The 14,184-nt window shown below is 69.3% G+C and carries 12 protein-coding genes and 1 pseudogene; 10 read left to right on the plus strand and 3 right to left on the minus strand.

The window, feature by feature from the left end:
- Positions 1 to 126 precede the first annotated feature (126 nt).
- Positions 127 to 1,599, plus strand: coding sequence for an MFS transporter (locus K3M35_RS20570; RefSeq protein ID WP_220666922.1), 1,473 nt, complete (start codon positions 127 to 129; stop codon positions 1,597 to 1,599).
- Here K3M35_RS20570 and K3M35_RS20575 read toward each other — a convergent pair.
- Entirely contained in the window at positions 1,586 to 3,238 is a 1,653-nt protein-coding gene (locus K3M35_RS20575; RefSeq protein ID WP_064061168.1) for a CdaR family transcriptional regulator, read from the minus strand. The genes K3M35_RS20570 and K3M35_RS20575 overlap by 14 nt on opposite strands.
- Before the next feature lie 328 nt (positions 3,239 to 3,566).
- On the opposite strand from K3M35_RS20575, the gene K3M35_RS20580 reads away from it, so the two are divergent.
- The 8 genes from K3M35_RS20580 to K3M35_RS20615 all read left to right on the plus strand — a co-directional run bounded on the left by K3M35_RS20580 (position 3,567) and on the right by K3M35_RS20615 (position 10,357).
- Positions 3,567 to 4,016, plus strand: a complete 450-nt coding sequence (locus K3M35_RS20580; RefSeq protein ID WP_006552488.1) for a heme-binding protein — start codon at positions 3,567 to 3,569, stop codon at positions 4,014 to 4,016.
- Between the two features lie 40 nt (positions 4,017 to 4,056).
- Positions 4,057 to 4,776, plus strand: a complete 720-nt coding sequence (locus tag K3M35_RS20585; protein ID WP_006552489.1) for a TenA family transcriptional regulator — start codon at positions 4,057 to 4,059, stop codon at positions 4,774 to 4,776.
- A 69-nt stretch (positions 4,777 to 4,845) separates the two neighbouring features.
- Entirely contained in the window at positions 4,846 to 5,247 is a 402-nt protein-coding gene (locus tag K3M35_RS20590) for a Rieske 2Fe-2S domain-containing protein (RefSeq protein ID WP_024102767.1), read from the plus strand.
- Positions 5,244 to 6,467, plus strand: coding sequence for an NAD(P)/FAD-dependent oxidoreductase (locus K3M35_RS20595; RefSeq protein WP_217579247.1), 1,224 nt, complete (start codon positions 5,244 to 5,246; stop codon positions 6,465 to 6,467). The genes K3M35_RS20590 and K3M35_RS20595 overlap by 4 nt, the downstream gene beginning before the upstream one ends.
- Complete coding sequence (locus K3M35_RS20600; protein ID WP_094979561.1) at positions 6,464 to 7,918, plus strand: aldehyde dehydrogenase family protein; 1,455 nt, start codon at positions 6,464 to 6,466, stop codon at positions 7,916 to 7,918. The genes K3M35_RS20595 and K3M35_RS20600 overlap by 4 nt, the downstream gene beginning before the upstream one ends.
- Positions 7,919 to 7,957: 39 nt before the next feature.
- On the plus strand, positions 7,958 to 8,314 hold the full coding sequence (locus K3M35_RS20605; protein ID WP_006552493.1) for a non-heme iron oxygenase ferredoxin subunit: 357 nt from the start codon (positions 7,958 to 7,960) through the stop codon (positions 8,312 to 8,314).
- Complete coding sequence (locus K3M35_RS20610) at positions 8,311 to 9,909, plus strand: gamma-glutamyltransferase family protein (RefSeq protein WP_094979562.1); 1,599 nt, start codon at positions 8,311 to 8,313, stop codon at positions 9,907 to 9,909. The genes K3M35_RS20605 and K3M35_RS20610 overlap by 4 nt, the downstream gene beginning before the upstream one ends.
- A 28-nt stretch (positions 9,910 to 9,937) precedes the next feature.
- Entirely contained in the window at positions 9,938 to 10,357 is a 420-nt protein-coding gene (locus K3M35_RS20615; protein ID WP_094979563.1) for a RidA family protein, read from the plus strand.
- A 79-nt stretch (positions 10,358 to 10,436) separates the two neighbouring features.
- On the opposite strand, the gene K3M35_RS20620 is transcribed toward K3M35_RS20615, so the two are convergent.
- Positions 10,437 to 11,015 (minus strand): DUF2231 domain-containing protein, encoded by a 579-nt coding sequence (locus tag K3M35_RS20620; RefSeq protein ID WP_033097936.1) that lies wholly within the window; start codon positions 11,013 to 11,015, stop codon positions 10,437 to 10,439.
- 108 nt (positions 11,016 to 11,123) lie between these two features.
- Here K3M35_RS20620 and K3M35_RS26950 point away from each other — a divergent pair.
- Positions 11,124 to 11,831 (plus strand): annotated as a pseudogene (locus K3M35_RS26950) (PDDEXK nuclease domain-containing protein).
- Positions 11,832 to 11,864: 33 nt separating this feature from the next.
- Here the strand turns inward: K3M35_RS26950 and K3M35_RS20630 are convergent.
- Positions 11,865 to 14,123 (minus strand): DNA polymerase III subunit gamma and tau, encoded by a 2,259-nt coding sequence (locus K3M35_RS20630; protein ID WP_094980944.1) that lies wholly within the window; start codon positions 14,121 to 14,123, stop codon positions 11,865 to 11,867.
- Positions 14,124 to 14,184: the final 61 nt, after the last annotated feature.

A 14,184-nucleotide genomic window follows, 5' to 3' on the forward strand; every position in this document is an offset into this window, starting at 1 on the left:
CTACGAACATGTGTCGCGCGCCCCGCGCCGCCCTCACGACGTCGTCGAATATGCACCCTGCACCGGCTTACGCGGATCCGATGTGCACCTTCACTCCGCGATGGCGATGCATCCGACGGTAGCGCAGTGCGAAAGTGGTTCGACGGTACGAACCGTGCCGCGCAGTTCCCCGAGGTTCCGGAGAGTTCGATGACCACTCGCACCGATACACCGGCAGCGCCGGCAGCCGAGACGGATACGGGCACTCCCCTGGCCCTGTCCGCCCTGCTCGCCGGAACCCTCGTCGGGACATTGAGCAACAACATCATCAATGTCCCACTGCCACAGATACTTTCCGACTTCGACGCGAGCCTCGAAGACGGCGCACTCCTGGCCGTCGGCTTCCTTCTCACTTTTGCTGCGACAATGCCCCTTGCAGGGTACATCGGTGACCGATACGGTCGGCGTCGCGTCTACTGCGGTGCCCTGCTCGGCACCGCGATCTGTGCGGCCGGAGCGGCGACGGCGCCGACCCTCGAGATCCTCGTGGTCTGGCGCGCCCTCGGCGGAGTCGCGGCGGCTGCATTTGCGCCTGCTGTCATGGGGTTGATCGCGTGGCTGTTCGGCGCGCATCGACGCGCACGCGCGGTGGGCGCGTGGGCCACCGTGAACGGACTCGGTCAGGCCATCGGCCCCACCCTCGGCGGTTTCGTTGCGGGACATTGGGGTTGGCGATGGGTATTCGTCCCGATGATCCCGATTGCACTGATCGGTCTTGCCGGGACGTTGCGCTGGATCCCGATCTTCCCCGGCCGCCGGATGACCCTCGACGTGCCCGGTGCGATCGCACTGACCCTCGGTTCCGCCGGAGTCGTGCTGGGACTGAGCATGTTCGGACAAGCAGGTGTTCCCACGTCCGTCGCGGGGATCGCCCTGGCGGTCTCGGTCGTCGTACTGGTCGGTTTCGTCGTGCACTGCCTACGCGCGGACGTGCCGTTCGTCGACGTCCGACTGTTGGTCGAGAGCAGATTCGCGCGGAGCGCGGCCGCCGCCTTCGCGCAGATGTTCTGCCTGGGCGCCGCTCTGCTGGCGGTGCCGCTGCGGTTGCACGCGACGGGCGCGTCGACGGCCACGGCCGGGGCGATCCTGTTCGCACTGCCCGCAGTCATGGCGGTCCTCGCACCGGTGGTCGGCCGCACTGTCGATCGCGTCGGCGGACGGCACATGTTGCGGGCGGGACTGGTGGTGCTGCTCGTCGGTCAGATCGCGCTTGCCGTCGTCCTCTCGGCGGACGAACCGCGGCTGTGGCTCGTCGCGACCGTCCTGGCGATCACCGGTGCCGGCATCGCCGCCGTGCAGACCCCCGCGGCGGCCGGCTCGACGCGGTCCCCGGCGGGCGAGCGCGGGACGGGCCTGGGGGTGTTCAACCTGATCCGCTTCGGCGGCTCCGCCGTCGGGGCCGCGTGGGTGACCGTCGCGCTCGGTTCGTGGACGGTCGGACCGCTCTTCGCGGTGTGCGCCGTGGTCGTATGTGCGGGGTTCGCCGCGTCGTTCCTGGGGGCCGACCCCGAGGATCACGCACCGACCGGCTCCGAGTCGACCGCTCTCAGCGGTAGTTGATCTCGTTCTCGACCGAGGTGCGCAACCGGTCGAGAAGCTCGAGGCGGACGGCGAGCCAGGCCGTGAACTGGTTCTCCGGCAGCCGGACGTCCATCCCCATCGCACGGGAGATCCGGTCCAGCTTCGACAGCATCGTGTTGCGGTGGACCGACAGCTCCCGCGCCGCCGCGTTGACGTTCCCGCCGGCCGCGAGATAGGCCAGCAGGGTGTCGTACAGGTCGGTGCCGGGCTTGAGCGTCCCGAATACGTCGCCGACGAATCTGCGGCTGCGATCGGTCTCGGCGACCAGCTCGAGCACACCGTAACCCCGCAGGTCGCGGTAGGCCACCGAACCCGACATCCCGAGCCGCTGCCCGATGCCGAGCGCCACGCGGGCCTGCCGGTAGCTCTCCCGGATCTGGTCCGCGCCGACGGCCGGAGCGCCGTGGGCGACGGGCACCGGACGCACGCGCCGGCGGGACAGGTCCTGCGACACCGCGTCGGCGTATTCGGCGATCTCGAGTTCGACGTCGCTCGGGTCGCGGTAGCGGAGCGACCGCACCACCACCAGGACGTCGCCGATCACCGTGACATACGAGCGCACCGACGGGTGGGGCAGGACGCTCGCGGCGTACCGGGCCAACCGCAACAGTCCACCGGATTCGTCGCCACCCGGACCGGCCGGGTTCTCCCCGTAACCGGGCGCGACGAAGACCGCGAACGACGAGGTGAGATCGATGTCGTGGTACTCGGCGCGCGCCTGCATGTCGTGCTGGCTGGTGAAACTGCCATGCACCAGCGCCTGCACGAAATCGCCGCGGGCCCGTTCCTCGGCCTCGTCGACACTGCGTTGCCGCAGCATCTCCGATCCGATGATCGCCGTCGCCTGTTCGGTGACGACCGCGTGCTGGGCCAGCTCGTGCGGTCCGGGAGACGCGCCCGAGGCGAGCACGACCACCCAGCCCTCGAACCGTTTGCCGAGCCGGATGGTGCTGGCCGTGCACGTCCAGGGTGTGCCTCCGACGACCTCCTCCAGCACGCGAGTGTCGTGGGGGGCGTGACGTTCCGCGGCCGTCACCGTCGACAGCTGCTTGTGCAGTATCTCCGAGATCTCTTCCGCCCGAACGGCATCCACGCCGTGTAAGGCGACGGCCTGACCACGTGCATCGAGTGCGATCGCCGGATGCTGTGCGAGCGCCGAGACCTCCTTGACGAGCAGGGTCAGTCCCGCGCCGCGGTGCAGCAGACCGGCGAGCGTCGAGTGCACGTGCGCGGAATAGCGCATGACGTGCACTTCCTGCATCAGCGACCGCTCGGCGAGCAACCGGTTGAGTGCCGCGAATCCGACGGGCAGGTCGAGTTCGATCACCACCAGTCCTGCCGGCCAGCACATTCCGGCGGGCACCGCGCCGTCGACGACCAGGGCCGCCGCGTCGCGGGCCGCGAGCGCGGACAGGGCGTGCGCGCTGTCGGCCAGTGCCTCCGGCCGCATGTAGACGGCGACGCCGGTGAGATCATCGAATCGGCCGACGACCTCGCCGAACGGCAGCACCCAGGTGAGCGCCCGGTCGAGATCGGCCTCCCGATCCACGACCCGGGCGCCCTCCATGAGCGGTTCGTCGAGCAGCCCTCGGACTGTCAGACGCGGGCTCGATTCCATGGGGACCTGCTTCCATCGGGAGCATCGGCGGGCTGTGAGGGGGTGGGCCCGTCGACACCGTGGCGGTGTGCACTTTCTACACCAGATACCAGAGTCATGCGTCCCAGACGCATGTGCACTGTGTACACCGAATCCCGAAAACGACGGTGATCCTGACCGTCCCCATCGGCGCACGGCCCTGTTAGAAATGAGCCACGCCGGACACACCGCTCCACCGCTCCGGCACCCGCCGACACTTCAGCGACGCGACATCGGCGGGACGCACACGGATCCCGACGCGGACCAGGAATCGTCCGACTCTCCGACCCGACTCCGAAAGTGGAGACCAATGCATCGAATCCACCGCATCACCCTCGACGACGCACTCCCCCTGCTGGCCGCCGGCCGCGCGAAGGCCGAGGAGATCGGCGTGAAGCAGACCCTCTGCGTCTGCGACGAGAGCGCGAACGTCATTGCTCTGCACCGGCTTCCCGGCGCCCGCCTCACCGGCGTCGAGATCGCCATGGCGAAGGCGTTCACCGCCGCCGGCCACGAGCGCGCCACCCACCTGTTCAACGAGGGTCCCAACGGACCCGCACTCCCCGGCAACGAAGCGTTCGGCATCAGCCACATGCTCCCCGGGAAGTTCGCGATCTTCGTCGGCGGCTTCCCCCTCGTCTACGACGGACAGATCGTCGGCGCCGTCGGCATCAGCGGCGGCAACGGCGAGCAGGACAAGGCGGTCGGCGCCGCCATGATCGCCGAATTCGAAGCCCTGACCTCCGCGATCAACGCCTGATCGCATCCCCCGCACGACCTCCTCATCGAAAGGCATCATCATGACCGAACTGCTCGGACGCGACGAATTCCGCGCCGCACTCGAAGACGCCATCAAGGGACGCGAAGCGAAGAACGCATCGTTCAGCAAGGCGTGGGCCGAAGGCAAGCTCGAGAAGCACCACTTCGCCCGGTGGGCCGAGAACCACTACCACTACGTCGGCCCCTTCGCCGACTACCTGGCGAACATCTACTCCAACACCCCCGATCACTTCACCGACGCCAAGGACTTCACCCTCCAGAACATGTACGAGGAGGAGCTGGCCGACATCCGGCACACCGACCTGCTCATCAAGTTCGCCGAGGCGTGCGGCACCACCAAGGAGCGCGTCGAGGATCCGAACAACATGAACGCGGTCACCCGCGGACTGCAGGCCTGGTGCTACGCGGTGTCGCAGCGCGAACACTTCGTCGTCGCCACCGCGGCCCTGGTCGTGGGCCTCGAATCCCAGGTGCCGAGCATCTACAAGAAGCAGATCGTCCCGCTCCGCGAGGTGTACGGCTTCACCGAGGACGAGATCGAGTTCTTCGACCTGCACATCACCTCGGACGTCGTGCACGGTGAGCGCGGCTACCAGATCGTCCTGGACTGCGCGGACACCCCGCAGCTGCAGCAGCGCTGCCTGCAGCTCGTCCGCTGGGGAGCGGAGATGCGTTTCTCGTACACGAAGGGCCTGTACGACACGTACGTCGCCCCCGATCTGGAGCTGGCGTCCGCCTGATCCGATGCGCGGGAGCGGAAGTCGCTCGCGGCTTCCGCTCCCGTTCTCGCACACGAGCGAAGGAGAAGCATGTCCACCGAAATCATGGGCAGCGGGACCGCCGGCACCGACACCGCCGCGGAGTCCCCGACCTGGGTCGCCGTCGCCACGGTGAAAGAGGTGACCCGCCGCCGCAAACTCCGCGTGGAGGTCGACGGCCTCGCGATCGCACTGTTCCATGCGAACGACCGCATCTACGCCTTCGCCGACCTGTGCATCCACCAGGACCGTTCGCTCGTGAAGGGCACGCTCCTGCACGGCCGGGTCATCTGCCCCGGCCACCAGTGGCGCTTCGATCTCGAGACCGGATACGAAGAGGACCAGGACCTCTGCCAGCCGGTCTATCCCGTCCTCGTGCGCGACGAGACCGTCCTCGTCGACCTCACCCCGCGTCCGGCACCGGCCGCATCCGGAAAGGAGTGCACGGCATGACCGTTCGCACCGTAGTCACAGTGGGCGCCGGCCAGGTCGCCGCCGTCGCCGCACGCACCCTGCGCCGCCGCGGCTTCGACGGACGCATCGTGCTGCTCGGCGACGAGCAGCACGCCCCCTACCAGCGTCCGCCCCTGTCGAAGGAATTCCTCGCGGGTCGTGAAGGAATCGACTCCCTCGCACTGCTGACCCGGAAATGGCTCGACGCCAACGACATCGACATCCGCACGGGCGTGTCGGTCCAGCGCATCGACACCGCGACCCGCACCGTCGAGTTCGACGGCGGCGAGATCGCCGCCGACGCGATCGTCCTCGCCACGGGCGGACGCCCCCGCACCCTCACCACCACCGGTTCCCGGCCCGATCTCGTCCACTACCTGCGCACCCTCGACGACGCGACCGCCCTCGCAGCCCGCCTGACCCCGGGTTCGAGTCTCGCGATCGTCGGCGGCGGCTTCATCGGACTCGAGATCGCAGCGACCGCAAGATCTCTCGGCGTGACGGTGACGGTCCTCGAACAGGCCGAACACCTCCTCGGAGGCATCCTCGGCGAGCAGGTCGGCCGGCACTGCGCCGAACTGCACCACCGCAACGGTGTCGACCTGCGCGCCGGCACGGGCGTCGCCTCGGTGACCACCTCCGATGATGGCGTGCGGATCGAGACCACCACCGGGATCGTCGAGGCCGACGCCGTGGTCGTCGGCATCGGCATCGTCCCCAACACCGACATCGCGGCGGCGAGCGGACTCGCCGTCGACGGCGGGATCGTGGTCGACGCCACCGGGCGCACCTCGGTCGAGAACATCTACGCGGCAGGCGATGTCGCGAAGCGGTTCTTTCCGCGCGAAGGCCGGCACGTGCGCGTCGAACACTTCGACAACGCGAACCGCCAGGCCGCGGTGGTCGCCGACACGATCGTCGGGCGGCAGTCGCTCTCCGACGACCCGCACTGGTTCTGGTCCGATCAGTACGACACCAACATCCAATTCGCCGGATCAGCTTCCGGAACAACCGAACTCGTCGTCCGCGGTGACACCGACAGCGGAGAGTTCTCGGTCTTCTACCTCGCCGGCGACGTTCTGACCGCTGCCTTCGCGATGGACCGCGGCGAGGACATCATGGCGGCCCGCGAACTCATCGGCCGCAGGGTCGACGCAGCGCTGCTCGCCGACGAGGACACCGATCTGTGGGAGATGTACGAGGAGGTCGAGCCTGCATGACGATCACCGGACTGAACCACATCGACGGCAACTGGGTACCGGCCGCCTCCGGCGCGGTCTTCGAACGCCGCAACCCCGCCGACGAGACCGATCTGATCGGTACCTTCCCGGACTCCGACGCCATCGACGTCCGCAACGCCGTCGATGCTCTCGACAAGGCCGCGCCCGAATGGGCCGCCGCCCCGCCCGAACGCCGCGCCGCGATCCTCGAAGCAGCCGCCGACCACCTCGCCGCACACTCGGCCGAACTCGTCGACGAACTGATCCGCGAAGAGGGCAAGACCCGCGCCGAGGCGTCGATGGAGGTGACTCGCACCCCCATGAACCTGCGCTTCTACGCAGGTGAGGCACTGCGCGCCACCGGTGCGACCTTCCCGGCACCGGGCTCCACGACCATCTACACCGTGCGCGAACCGATCGGGATCGTCGGTGCGATCACGCCGTGGAACTTCCCCCTCAACATCCCCTCCCGCAAGCTCGGGCCCGCGCTCGCCGCCGGCAACACGGTGCTGTTCAAGCCGTCCGAGATCACCCCACTGATGGGACAGCGACTCGTCGAGGCCCTACTCGCCGGCGGTCTGCCGGCGGGCGCGATCGCGCTGATCCAGGGCGACGGCAAGGCCGGTGCGGCCGTGTCCGGCGACGAACGGATCGCAGCGGTGACCTTCACCGGCTCCACCGAGGTCGGACGCGCCATCCACCGCAGCGTCAGCCCCGACCGGCGCGTGCAGCTGGAGATGGGCGGCAAGAATCCCGTCGTCGTGCTGGCCGACGCCGACCTCGACGCCGCAGCCGCACTGATCGTCAAGGGCGCCTTCGGATTGTCGGGCCAGGCGTGCACCGGCACCAGCCGGGTCGTCGCCGTCGACGCGATCCACGACGAACTGCTCGAGAAGGTCGCCGAACGCACCCTCGCACTGCGGGTGGGACCAGGTTCGGATGCCGCCGTCGATGTCGGCCCGCTCGCGGGTCGCGGTCAGCTCGACAAGTTCCTCGAGTACGTCACCATCGGCACGGACGAAGGCGCACGGCTCGTGTGCGGCGGCGTGCGATGCGAGGACGACGCGCTGCGAGACGGATTCTTCGTGCGGCCCACAGTGTTCGCAGACACCGCGCCGGGGATGCGCCTGCTCACCGACGAGATCTTCGGCCCGGTCCTGGCCTTCCAGCGCGCCGGCTCCTTCGACGAGGCCCTGGCTCTGGCGAATGACACCGCCTTCGGGCTCAGCGCCTCGGTCGTCACCCGGAGTCTGTCCGCTGCACAGCGTTTCATCGCCGGGTCGCGGACCGGGCTCGTGAAGGTCAACCAGCCCACGACGGGAATGGCCATGAACGCGCCGTTCGGCGGCTACAAGCAGTCGAGCACGCAGACCTTCAAGGAACAGGCCGGCCCCACGCTCATGCAGTTCTACCAGTCCGAGAAGACCGTCTACCTGTCCCCCGACGCCTGACCGGCGACACCGACCCTCGACAAGCCTGGAGGAAAGACCATGGAGTTCAAGCGAGTGGCCCGATCCGGGCAGGTGCCCGAAGGCATCGTCCGCCGGTTCTACGCCGAGGACTACGAGTTCGCCATCTCCCGACTGGACGGCAAGGCGTACGCGACGTCCAACTACTGCTCACACCTCGACTGCCTGCTGTCGTCCGGCAAGCTCGTCCAGGACGGCATCGGATGCTCCTGCCACGGAAGCGCATTCGACCTCGAGACCGGTGAGCCGATCTGCCCGCCGGCCACCGAGCCCATCAAGACCTATCCGTGCGAGGAGCGCGACGGCGAGATCTTCGTCGGGATCGACCCCGCCGAGCCGCCGGAAGGACCCCGTCGACGTCGGATGCGGTCGGCATGAGTCGGCGCGCGACACGACCGGCGACGGTCGCGACCGGAGGCATGGTCGCGTCGAGTCATCCGCTCGCGAGCCTCGCCGGGGTCCGCGTCCTCGAGGACGGGGGCAACGCCGTCGACGCGGCCCTGGCGATGGCAGCGGTCACGTGGCTGACCCTGCCCGGGCAGTGCGGCATCGGCGGCGACGCGTTCGCCGTGGTCCGCGAGCCCGACGGGTCGGTGTGGACCGTCAACGGCAGCGGTTACGGACCCGACGGCGGTACACCGGATTTCTACCGGGCACGGGGACTCGACGCGATCCCACTCGACGGGGCGCTCGCCGTCGCCGTTCCCGGCGCACCCGCCGCGCTGGCGGCACTGCACCGGCGGGGAGCGAGCAGGTCGCTGCCCGAGCTGTGGGCGCCGGCAGCCCGGATCGCCGAGAGCGGCCTGCCGTGCTCGGCGAAGACCCGAACCGACGTGCAGACCGCTCTGCATGCGATCCGCGGCGACGCCGGACTCGCCTCGGTGTACGCACCGGGCGACCGGGTCCCGCGCCTCGGCGACGTGCTTCCCCAGCCCGATCTGGCCCGCACGATCCGTGCCCTGGCCGAGGATCCGGCATCGTTCTACACCGGCACGCTCGCCGAACGCTGCGTGGCTGCGCTGCAGGGGGGCGGAGCACCGTTCAGCGGCGACGAATGGCAGGCCGGGGCGTCAGTGGACGCGGAGGCGGCGCTCACCGGCAGCTATGCCGGTCACGTCGTGCACCAGACCCCGCTCCCCACACCGGGATGGATGGTGCTGCACCAGGCCGCCCTGTGCGACGACGCGCTCGGCACCCACCCTGTGCTCGGCGCGGCATCGATCGACCGGATGGCCCGCGCGGCCACCGTCGCCTTCGAAGACAGGCTCCGCTGGTGCTCGTCGGACAACGACGGGGTCGCACGGGTGCTCGATCCCGCGAACATCGCAGCCGGTCGCGCACGGATCGACGGGCGTGCACCGGCCGAGGCGTTCGCCGTCTCCGCCGGGGACACGACGTCGTTCGTCGCCGTGGACTCCGAGGGGCGGGCGGTGTCGTTCATCCACTCGCTGGCGTTCACCTTCGGAGCGAAGCTCACGGTGCCCAGGACGGGCATCGTGCTCAACAACCGGCTCGGTCGCGGTGCCTACCTGATCGACGGGCATCCGAACGAGGTGGCGCCGCGCCGCAAGCCCCTGCACACGCTCAACGCGTGGATCGTCACCGACTCGGCGGGCGAGCTGCGGCATGTGGGCAACACGCCCGGCGGCGACGGCCAGGTGCAGTGGAACATGCAGTTGCTGTCGCACCTGCTCGACCACGGTCTCGACCCCCAGGAGGCGGTCTCGGCGCCGCGCTTCACCGTCTTCCCGGGATCGGACGCCAACGTGCTCGGCGAACCGACCGCATTGCGGATCGAAGGCGACGTCGCCGACGGCGTGTGCGACGAACTGCGCGAACTCGGTCACCTGGTGGAAGTGCTCGAACCACTCGACGCCGAGGGCAGCGCGCAGGTGATCTCGATCGACGACCGCGGGGTGCTCTCCGGCGGCAGCGATCCACGACAGGAGGGGGTGGCTCTGGGTGTCCTCTGACATTGCTTCGCAATGGGTGTCCACTGATGTGACCGCTGTCGCACCGCGTCCGCAGGGGCGATACGTCCCGGCCGTGTTGGCCGGCGACACCGTCCGCACGGCGGGCATGACCCCACGGCGAGACGGCGAGCTGATCCTCACCGGACGGGTCGGCGCGGAGGTCACCGTCGAACAGGCCCGGGCCGCCGCGGTCGTCGCGGTGGGCAACGCGTTGGCAGCGATCCGCGCGACGCTGCCGGAGGGCACGTCGTTCCGGCCGGTCGAGATGGTCGTCTACGTCGCGAGCGCGCCCGGTTTCGTCGATCTGTCGGTGGTCGCGGACGGCGCGTCGGACCTGATCGAACGCGAACTCGGTGTGGATGCGCTACCGGTGCGCACCGCCGTCGGCGTCCACACCCTGCCCGGCGGGGCACCGCTCGAGATCGCGCTGACCGCCGTGTGCGGATAGACGGAGGTTCACAATCCTGGTGGTCGACCATCAGGGTTGTGAACCTCGTTTCTCGGTTGTGAACCTCGGGGACTAGTGCTCAGCGCTTGGCGCCGATGTCCTCGAGTTCGGCTGCAAGATCGACACTCTCGGACGGTCGCTGCCACCGATACACTCCGCCACCCTGGGCGTAGGAGAGGTGACCGCCGAGAGCGCCACCGACTCCGACCGCGCCGAGACCGATCAAAGTCCACATCGTCCCCGCCCGGTCGTGGCGGGCACGTCGCGCGCGATAGGACGTCGCCATGCAGATCACCCCGATCGCGTTGGACACGGCGTGCACCGCACCGACCCTGCGCTGAGGGGCATCCTCCAGGGTGGAGAAGTCGGTGTAGCCGGTGACGATCGTCGGGACCGCCGCGCCCAGTCCCAACGCGACGAGTCGCCGGGACGCGGTGCGCTGCCCGGGCAGCGCGTCCAACGCCGCCGCGGACACCCACGACCCGATCGGGACGGTGACGAGGAGCGGATGGACGGGGTGTCCGAGCCAGGAACCTCGGAGCAGGTCGTCGACGACGGAGCCGTCGAGGACTCGCCGTATGCGCTGCGCGATGCGCTCGGCGGGCCGATCCACAGCGTCGAACGATTCGACGGCGCGCAGGAGTTCGTGCAGGTTCATGATGAGGCGATACCCGTCGGCAACAGATACGAATCGCCGGGTGAGCGCGATGCGACGGCACCCTTCGATCGCTGGCCATGACGACGTCGGCATTCGTATCTCTGTCGTATCCCGAGGGCATCATGTGGCCGTGACCGAGAAGACCATCGGCTTCCCGAGGACTATCCGCAATTCCTGGACGAACTCGAAGCACAGGTTCGTCGAGCGCGTCTACGGGCTACACGCGCCGCGAATACCGAACTGCTGATCCTGTACTGGACGCTCGGGCACTCCCTTCTCGAGCGTCAACGTGTACACGGCTGGGGATCGAAGGTCGTCGACCAACTGGCCAGGGACCTGCGCTCCGAGTTTCCACACATGCGCGGTCTCTCGCGCAGCAGAACACGGGTGGTCGCGTCACGTTCTGACTCATCAGATCGTCGGGCAGTTACATCGCCGTGTAGGTGCCGCGCCGTCGAATTTTCCGGACCATCTTCCTCCACAGGACTCCGGCCTCGCACAGCAACTCGAAGCGAGCCCGAGTACGCCGGCAAACTCGGTTTCTACGTCTCCTGGGTGGACGAGAACCTGCGAGTCGCGGACCGGCACGCACCGACCATCGGGATCCTGCTGTGCGCGGGGCGCAACGACCACGTCGTGCGCTATTCGCTCGCGGGCACGACCGCTCCCTTGGCGGTTGCGAACTACACCTACGACACCCTGCCCGAACCCATCCGCGAACTTGTGCCTACCGACCGCGAACTCGCCGACGCGGTCGATGCGACCTGGGACGAGCTCACGACGGACCGCACCGACGGAGACAACCTGCAGACCTGACACCGTTCGTCGGCCACTCCAGGCCCGGTACGACTACTTCTCGTCGAGCGGTTTCGCTCCCAGCACGTCCTTGAGCAGCTCGATCGCGACTTCTTCAGGATCGCGGCGCGTCGACGGGTCGCCGGGCGTGGCGGCCTCGGCGAACATCTCCTCGACGTCCGCCTCCGTCATCTGCGACGGGTCGGGCGGCGGCGCGTCGTAGCCGGGGCCCGGGTCGTCGGGAAGATCGGGGGCTTCGGGCGGCGGGATGTCGTCGACGCTCTCCACGGACGGACGCGTGAACGTCGGGGCAGCCGACGGTGCGGCCGCCGGTTGCTGCGGCGCGGCGGGGGCTTCGGCGGGTGCGGGCGGCGCGGCATTCTTCGCCTGGCTCGGTCGGGAGAAACGCGGTTGACCCGCCGGACGCGAATTCTTTTCGGGTGCCGGGGTTCTGGCAGGCGCCTCCGCAGCAGCGGATCCGTGGACGCAGGTGACCTCGAACTCTCCACCGAAGACCGCCTTCAGCGCATCGGCGATGACCGTGGCGTTGCGCGCGTCGGCGAGTCGCTTCGCGAGCGGAGCGGAGTCGTGCACGAGAACGACGCGGGTGCCGTCGACCGATCGGACCGTGGCGCCCGAGAGCATCACCTCGACGGTGCGGCTGCGTTCGCGGACCTTCGCGCGCACCTCCGACCACACGCCCCGCATCTGGGCTGCGTCGGGACCGCCTGCCGCGCGGGCGGGTTCGGGCTCGGGTTCGGGAGCAACCGGCTCCTCGGGGGCGGGCGGCGGAACCTCCTGCGCGGCAACCTCGTCGGGCACACTCTGCGGCTGTGGAGCCTCCGGGACGACGGGAGGTTGCGCGGCGGCGGGAGGCGGTGTCGGGGCAGGTGCCGGCTGGGCCGGTTCGGGCTGCACCGGTGCCTGCTGGGCAGGGGGTTGCTGGGCAGCTTCCGGCTGCGGCTGAGCGGCCTCGCGGGGCTGAGCCGTCTCGCGGGGCTGAGCAGTCTCGTTGGACGGTGCGGCAGGCGCCGCCTCCGCTGCCCGGCGCTGGGAGGGACGCTGGAAACGTGCCGCGGGTTCGTCGGGCGAGATGGGCGGTGCGGCAGGCGCGGCGGGTGCTGCCACCGGCTTCGGCGCGACACCTCCCGCCGGGGCTGCGACGATGCCCTGCTCGAGTCGTTCGAGGCGTTGCAGGACAGCGGTTTCCGCGTCGGACGCCGCGGGGAGCAGCATGCGCGCGCACATCACCTCGAGCAGCAGACGCGGCGACGTCGCACCGCGCATCTCGCCGAGCCCGGCGTGCACGATCTCGGCGTAGCGGGTGAGGGTGGCCGGGCCCAGGCGGGTCGCTTCGTCGCGCATCCGCTCGAGGACGTCGCCGGGTGCGTCGACGAGTCCGCGCTCGGCGGCGTCGGGGACGGACTTCATGAGGATGAGATCGCGGAGCCGTTCGAGAAGGTCGACGGCGAAGCGACGCGGGTCGTGCCCGGCGTCCATGACCTTCTCGACGGTGCCGAACAGCGCCGCGCCGTCGCCGGCCGCGAGCGAATCGACGGCCTCGTCGATGAGAGCGACGTCGGTGACGCCGAGCAGCGACAGGGCGCGCTCGTAGGTGACGCCCTCGGGGCCGGCACCGGCGAGGAGCTGGTCCATCACCGACAGCGAGTCGCGGGGGGATCCACCGCCGGCACGGATGACCAGCGGATAGACCGCGTCCTCGACCGGCACGTTCTCCTGGCCACAGATCTGCTCGAGCAGACCCCGCATCGCCGTGGGAGCGAGGAGCCGGAAGGGATAGTGATGCGTGCGCGACCGGATGGTGGGCAGCACCTTCTCGGGCTCGGTGGTCGCGAAGACGAAGATGAGGTGCTCCGGCGGCTCCTCCACGATCTTGAGCAGGGCGTTGAAGCCCTGCGTGGTGACCATGTGCGCCTCGTCGATGATGAAGATGCGGTAGCGCGATTCGGCTGGAGCGTAGAACGCACGGTCGCGGAGTTCGCGGGTGTCGTCGACACCGCCGTGGCTCGCGGCGTCGAGTTCGGTGACGTCGAGGTTGCCTCCACCGCCCGGGCCGAGCGACACGCACGACCGGCACGTTCCGCACGGAGTGGACGTGGGGCCGGTCTCGCAGTTGAGCGAGCGGGCGAGGATGCGCGCCGAGGACGTCTTGCCGCATCCACGAGGACCCGAGAACAGGTAGGCGTGGTTGATGCGGCCCGTGTCGAGCGCCGTGCTGAGGGGCACGGTGACGTGCTCCTGCCCCACCACCTCCGCGAAGGTCGCAGGTCGATACTTCCGGTACAGAGCCACGCGCCGAGCGTACCGGCGGCTCCCGACATGCACGGAGGTCGGTCCGTTGACACCTGTGGCC

It is taken from the genome of Rhodococcus sp. DMU2021 (genome assembly GCF_019641445.1).
In the GTDB taxonomy this organism is placed as follows: domain Bacteria; phylum Actinomycetota; class Actinomycetes; order Mycobacteriales; family Mycobacteriaceae; genus Rhodococcus; species Rhodococcus pyridinivorans.

Coding starts and splice junctions, on each gene's coding strand:
- K3M35_RS20575 (WP_064061168.1), bottom strand. CDS start 3,238: ATGGAATCGAGCCCGCGTCTGACAGTCCGAGGGCTGCTCGACGAACCG.
- K3M35_RS20580 (WP_006552488.1), top strand. CDS start 3,567: ATGCATCGAATCCACCGCATCACCCTCGACGACGCACTCCCCCTGCTG.
- K3M35_RS20585 (WP_006552489.1), top strand. CDS start 4,057: ATGACCGAACTGCTCGGACGCGACGAATTCCGCGCCGCACTCGAAGAC.
- K3M35_RS20590 (WP_024102767.1), top strand. CDS start 4,846: ATGTCCACCGAAATCATGGGCAGCGGGACCGCCGGCACCGACACCGCC.
- K3M35_RS20595 (WP_217579247.1), top strand. CDS start 5,244: ATGACCGTTCGCACCGTAGTCACAGTGGGCGCCGGCCAGGTCGCCGCC.
- K3M35_RS20600 (WP_094979561.1), top strand. CDS start 6,464: ATGACGATCACCGGACTGAACCACATCGACGGCAACTGGGTACCGGCC.
- K3M35_RS20605 (WP_006552493.1), top strand. CDS start 7,958: ATGGAGTTCAAGCGAGTGGCCCGATCCGGGCAGGTGCCCGAAGGCATC.
- K3M35_RS20610 (WP_094979562.1), top strand. CDS start 8,311: ATGAGTCGGCGCGCGACACGACCGGCGACGGTCGCGACCGGAGGCATG.
- K3M35_RS20620 (WP_033097936.1), bottom strand. CDS start 11,015: ATGAACCTGCACGAACTCCTGCGCGCCGTCGAATCGTTCGACGCTGTG.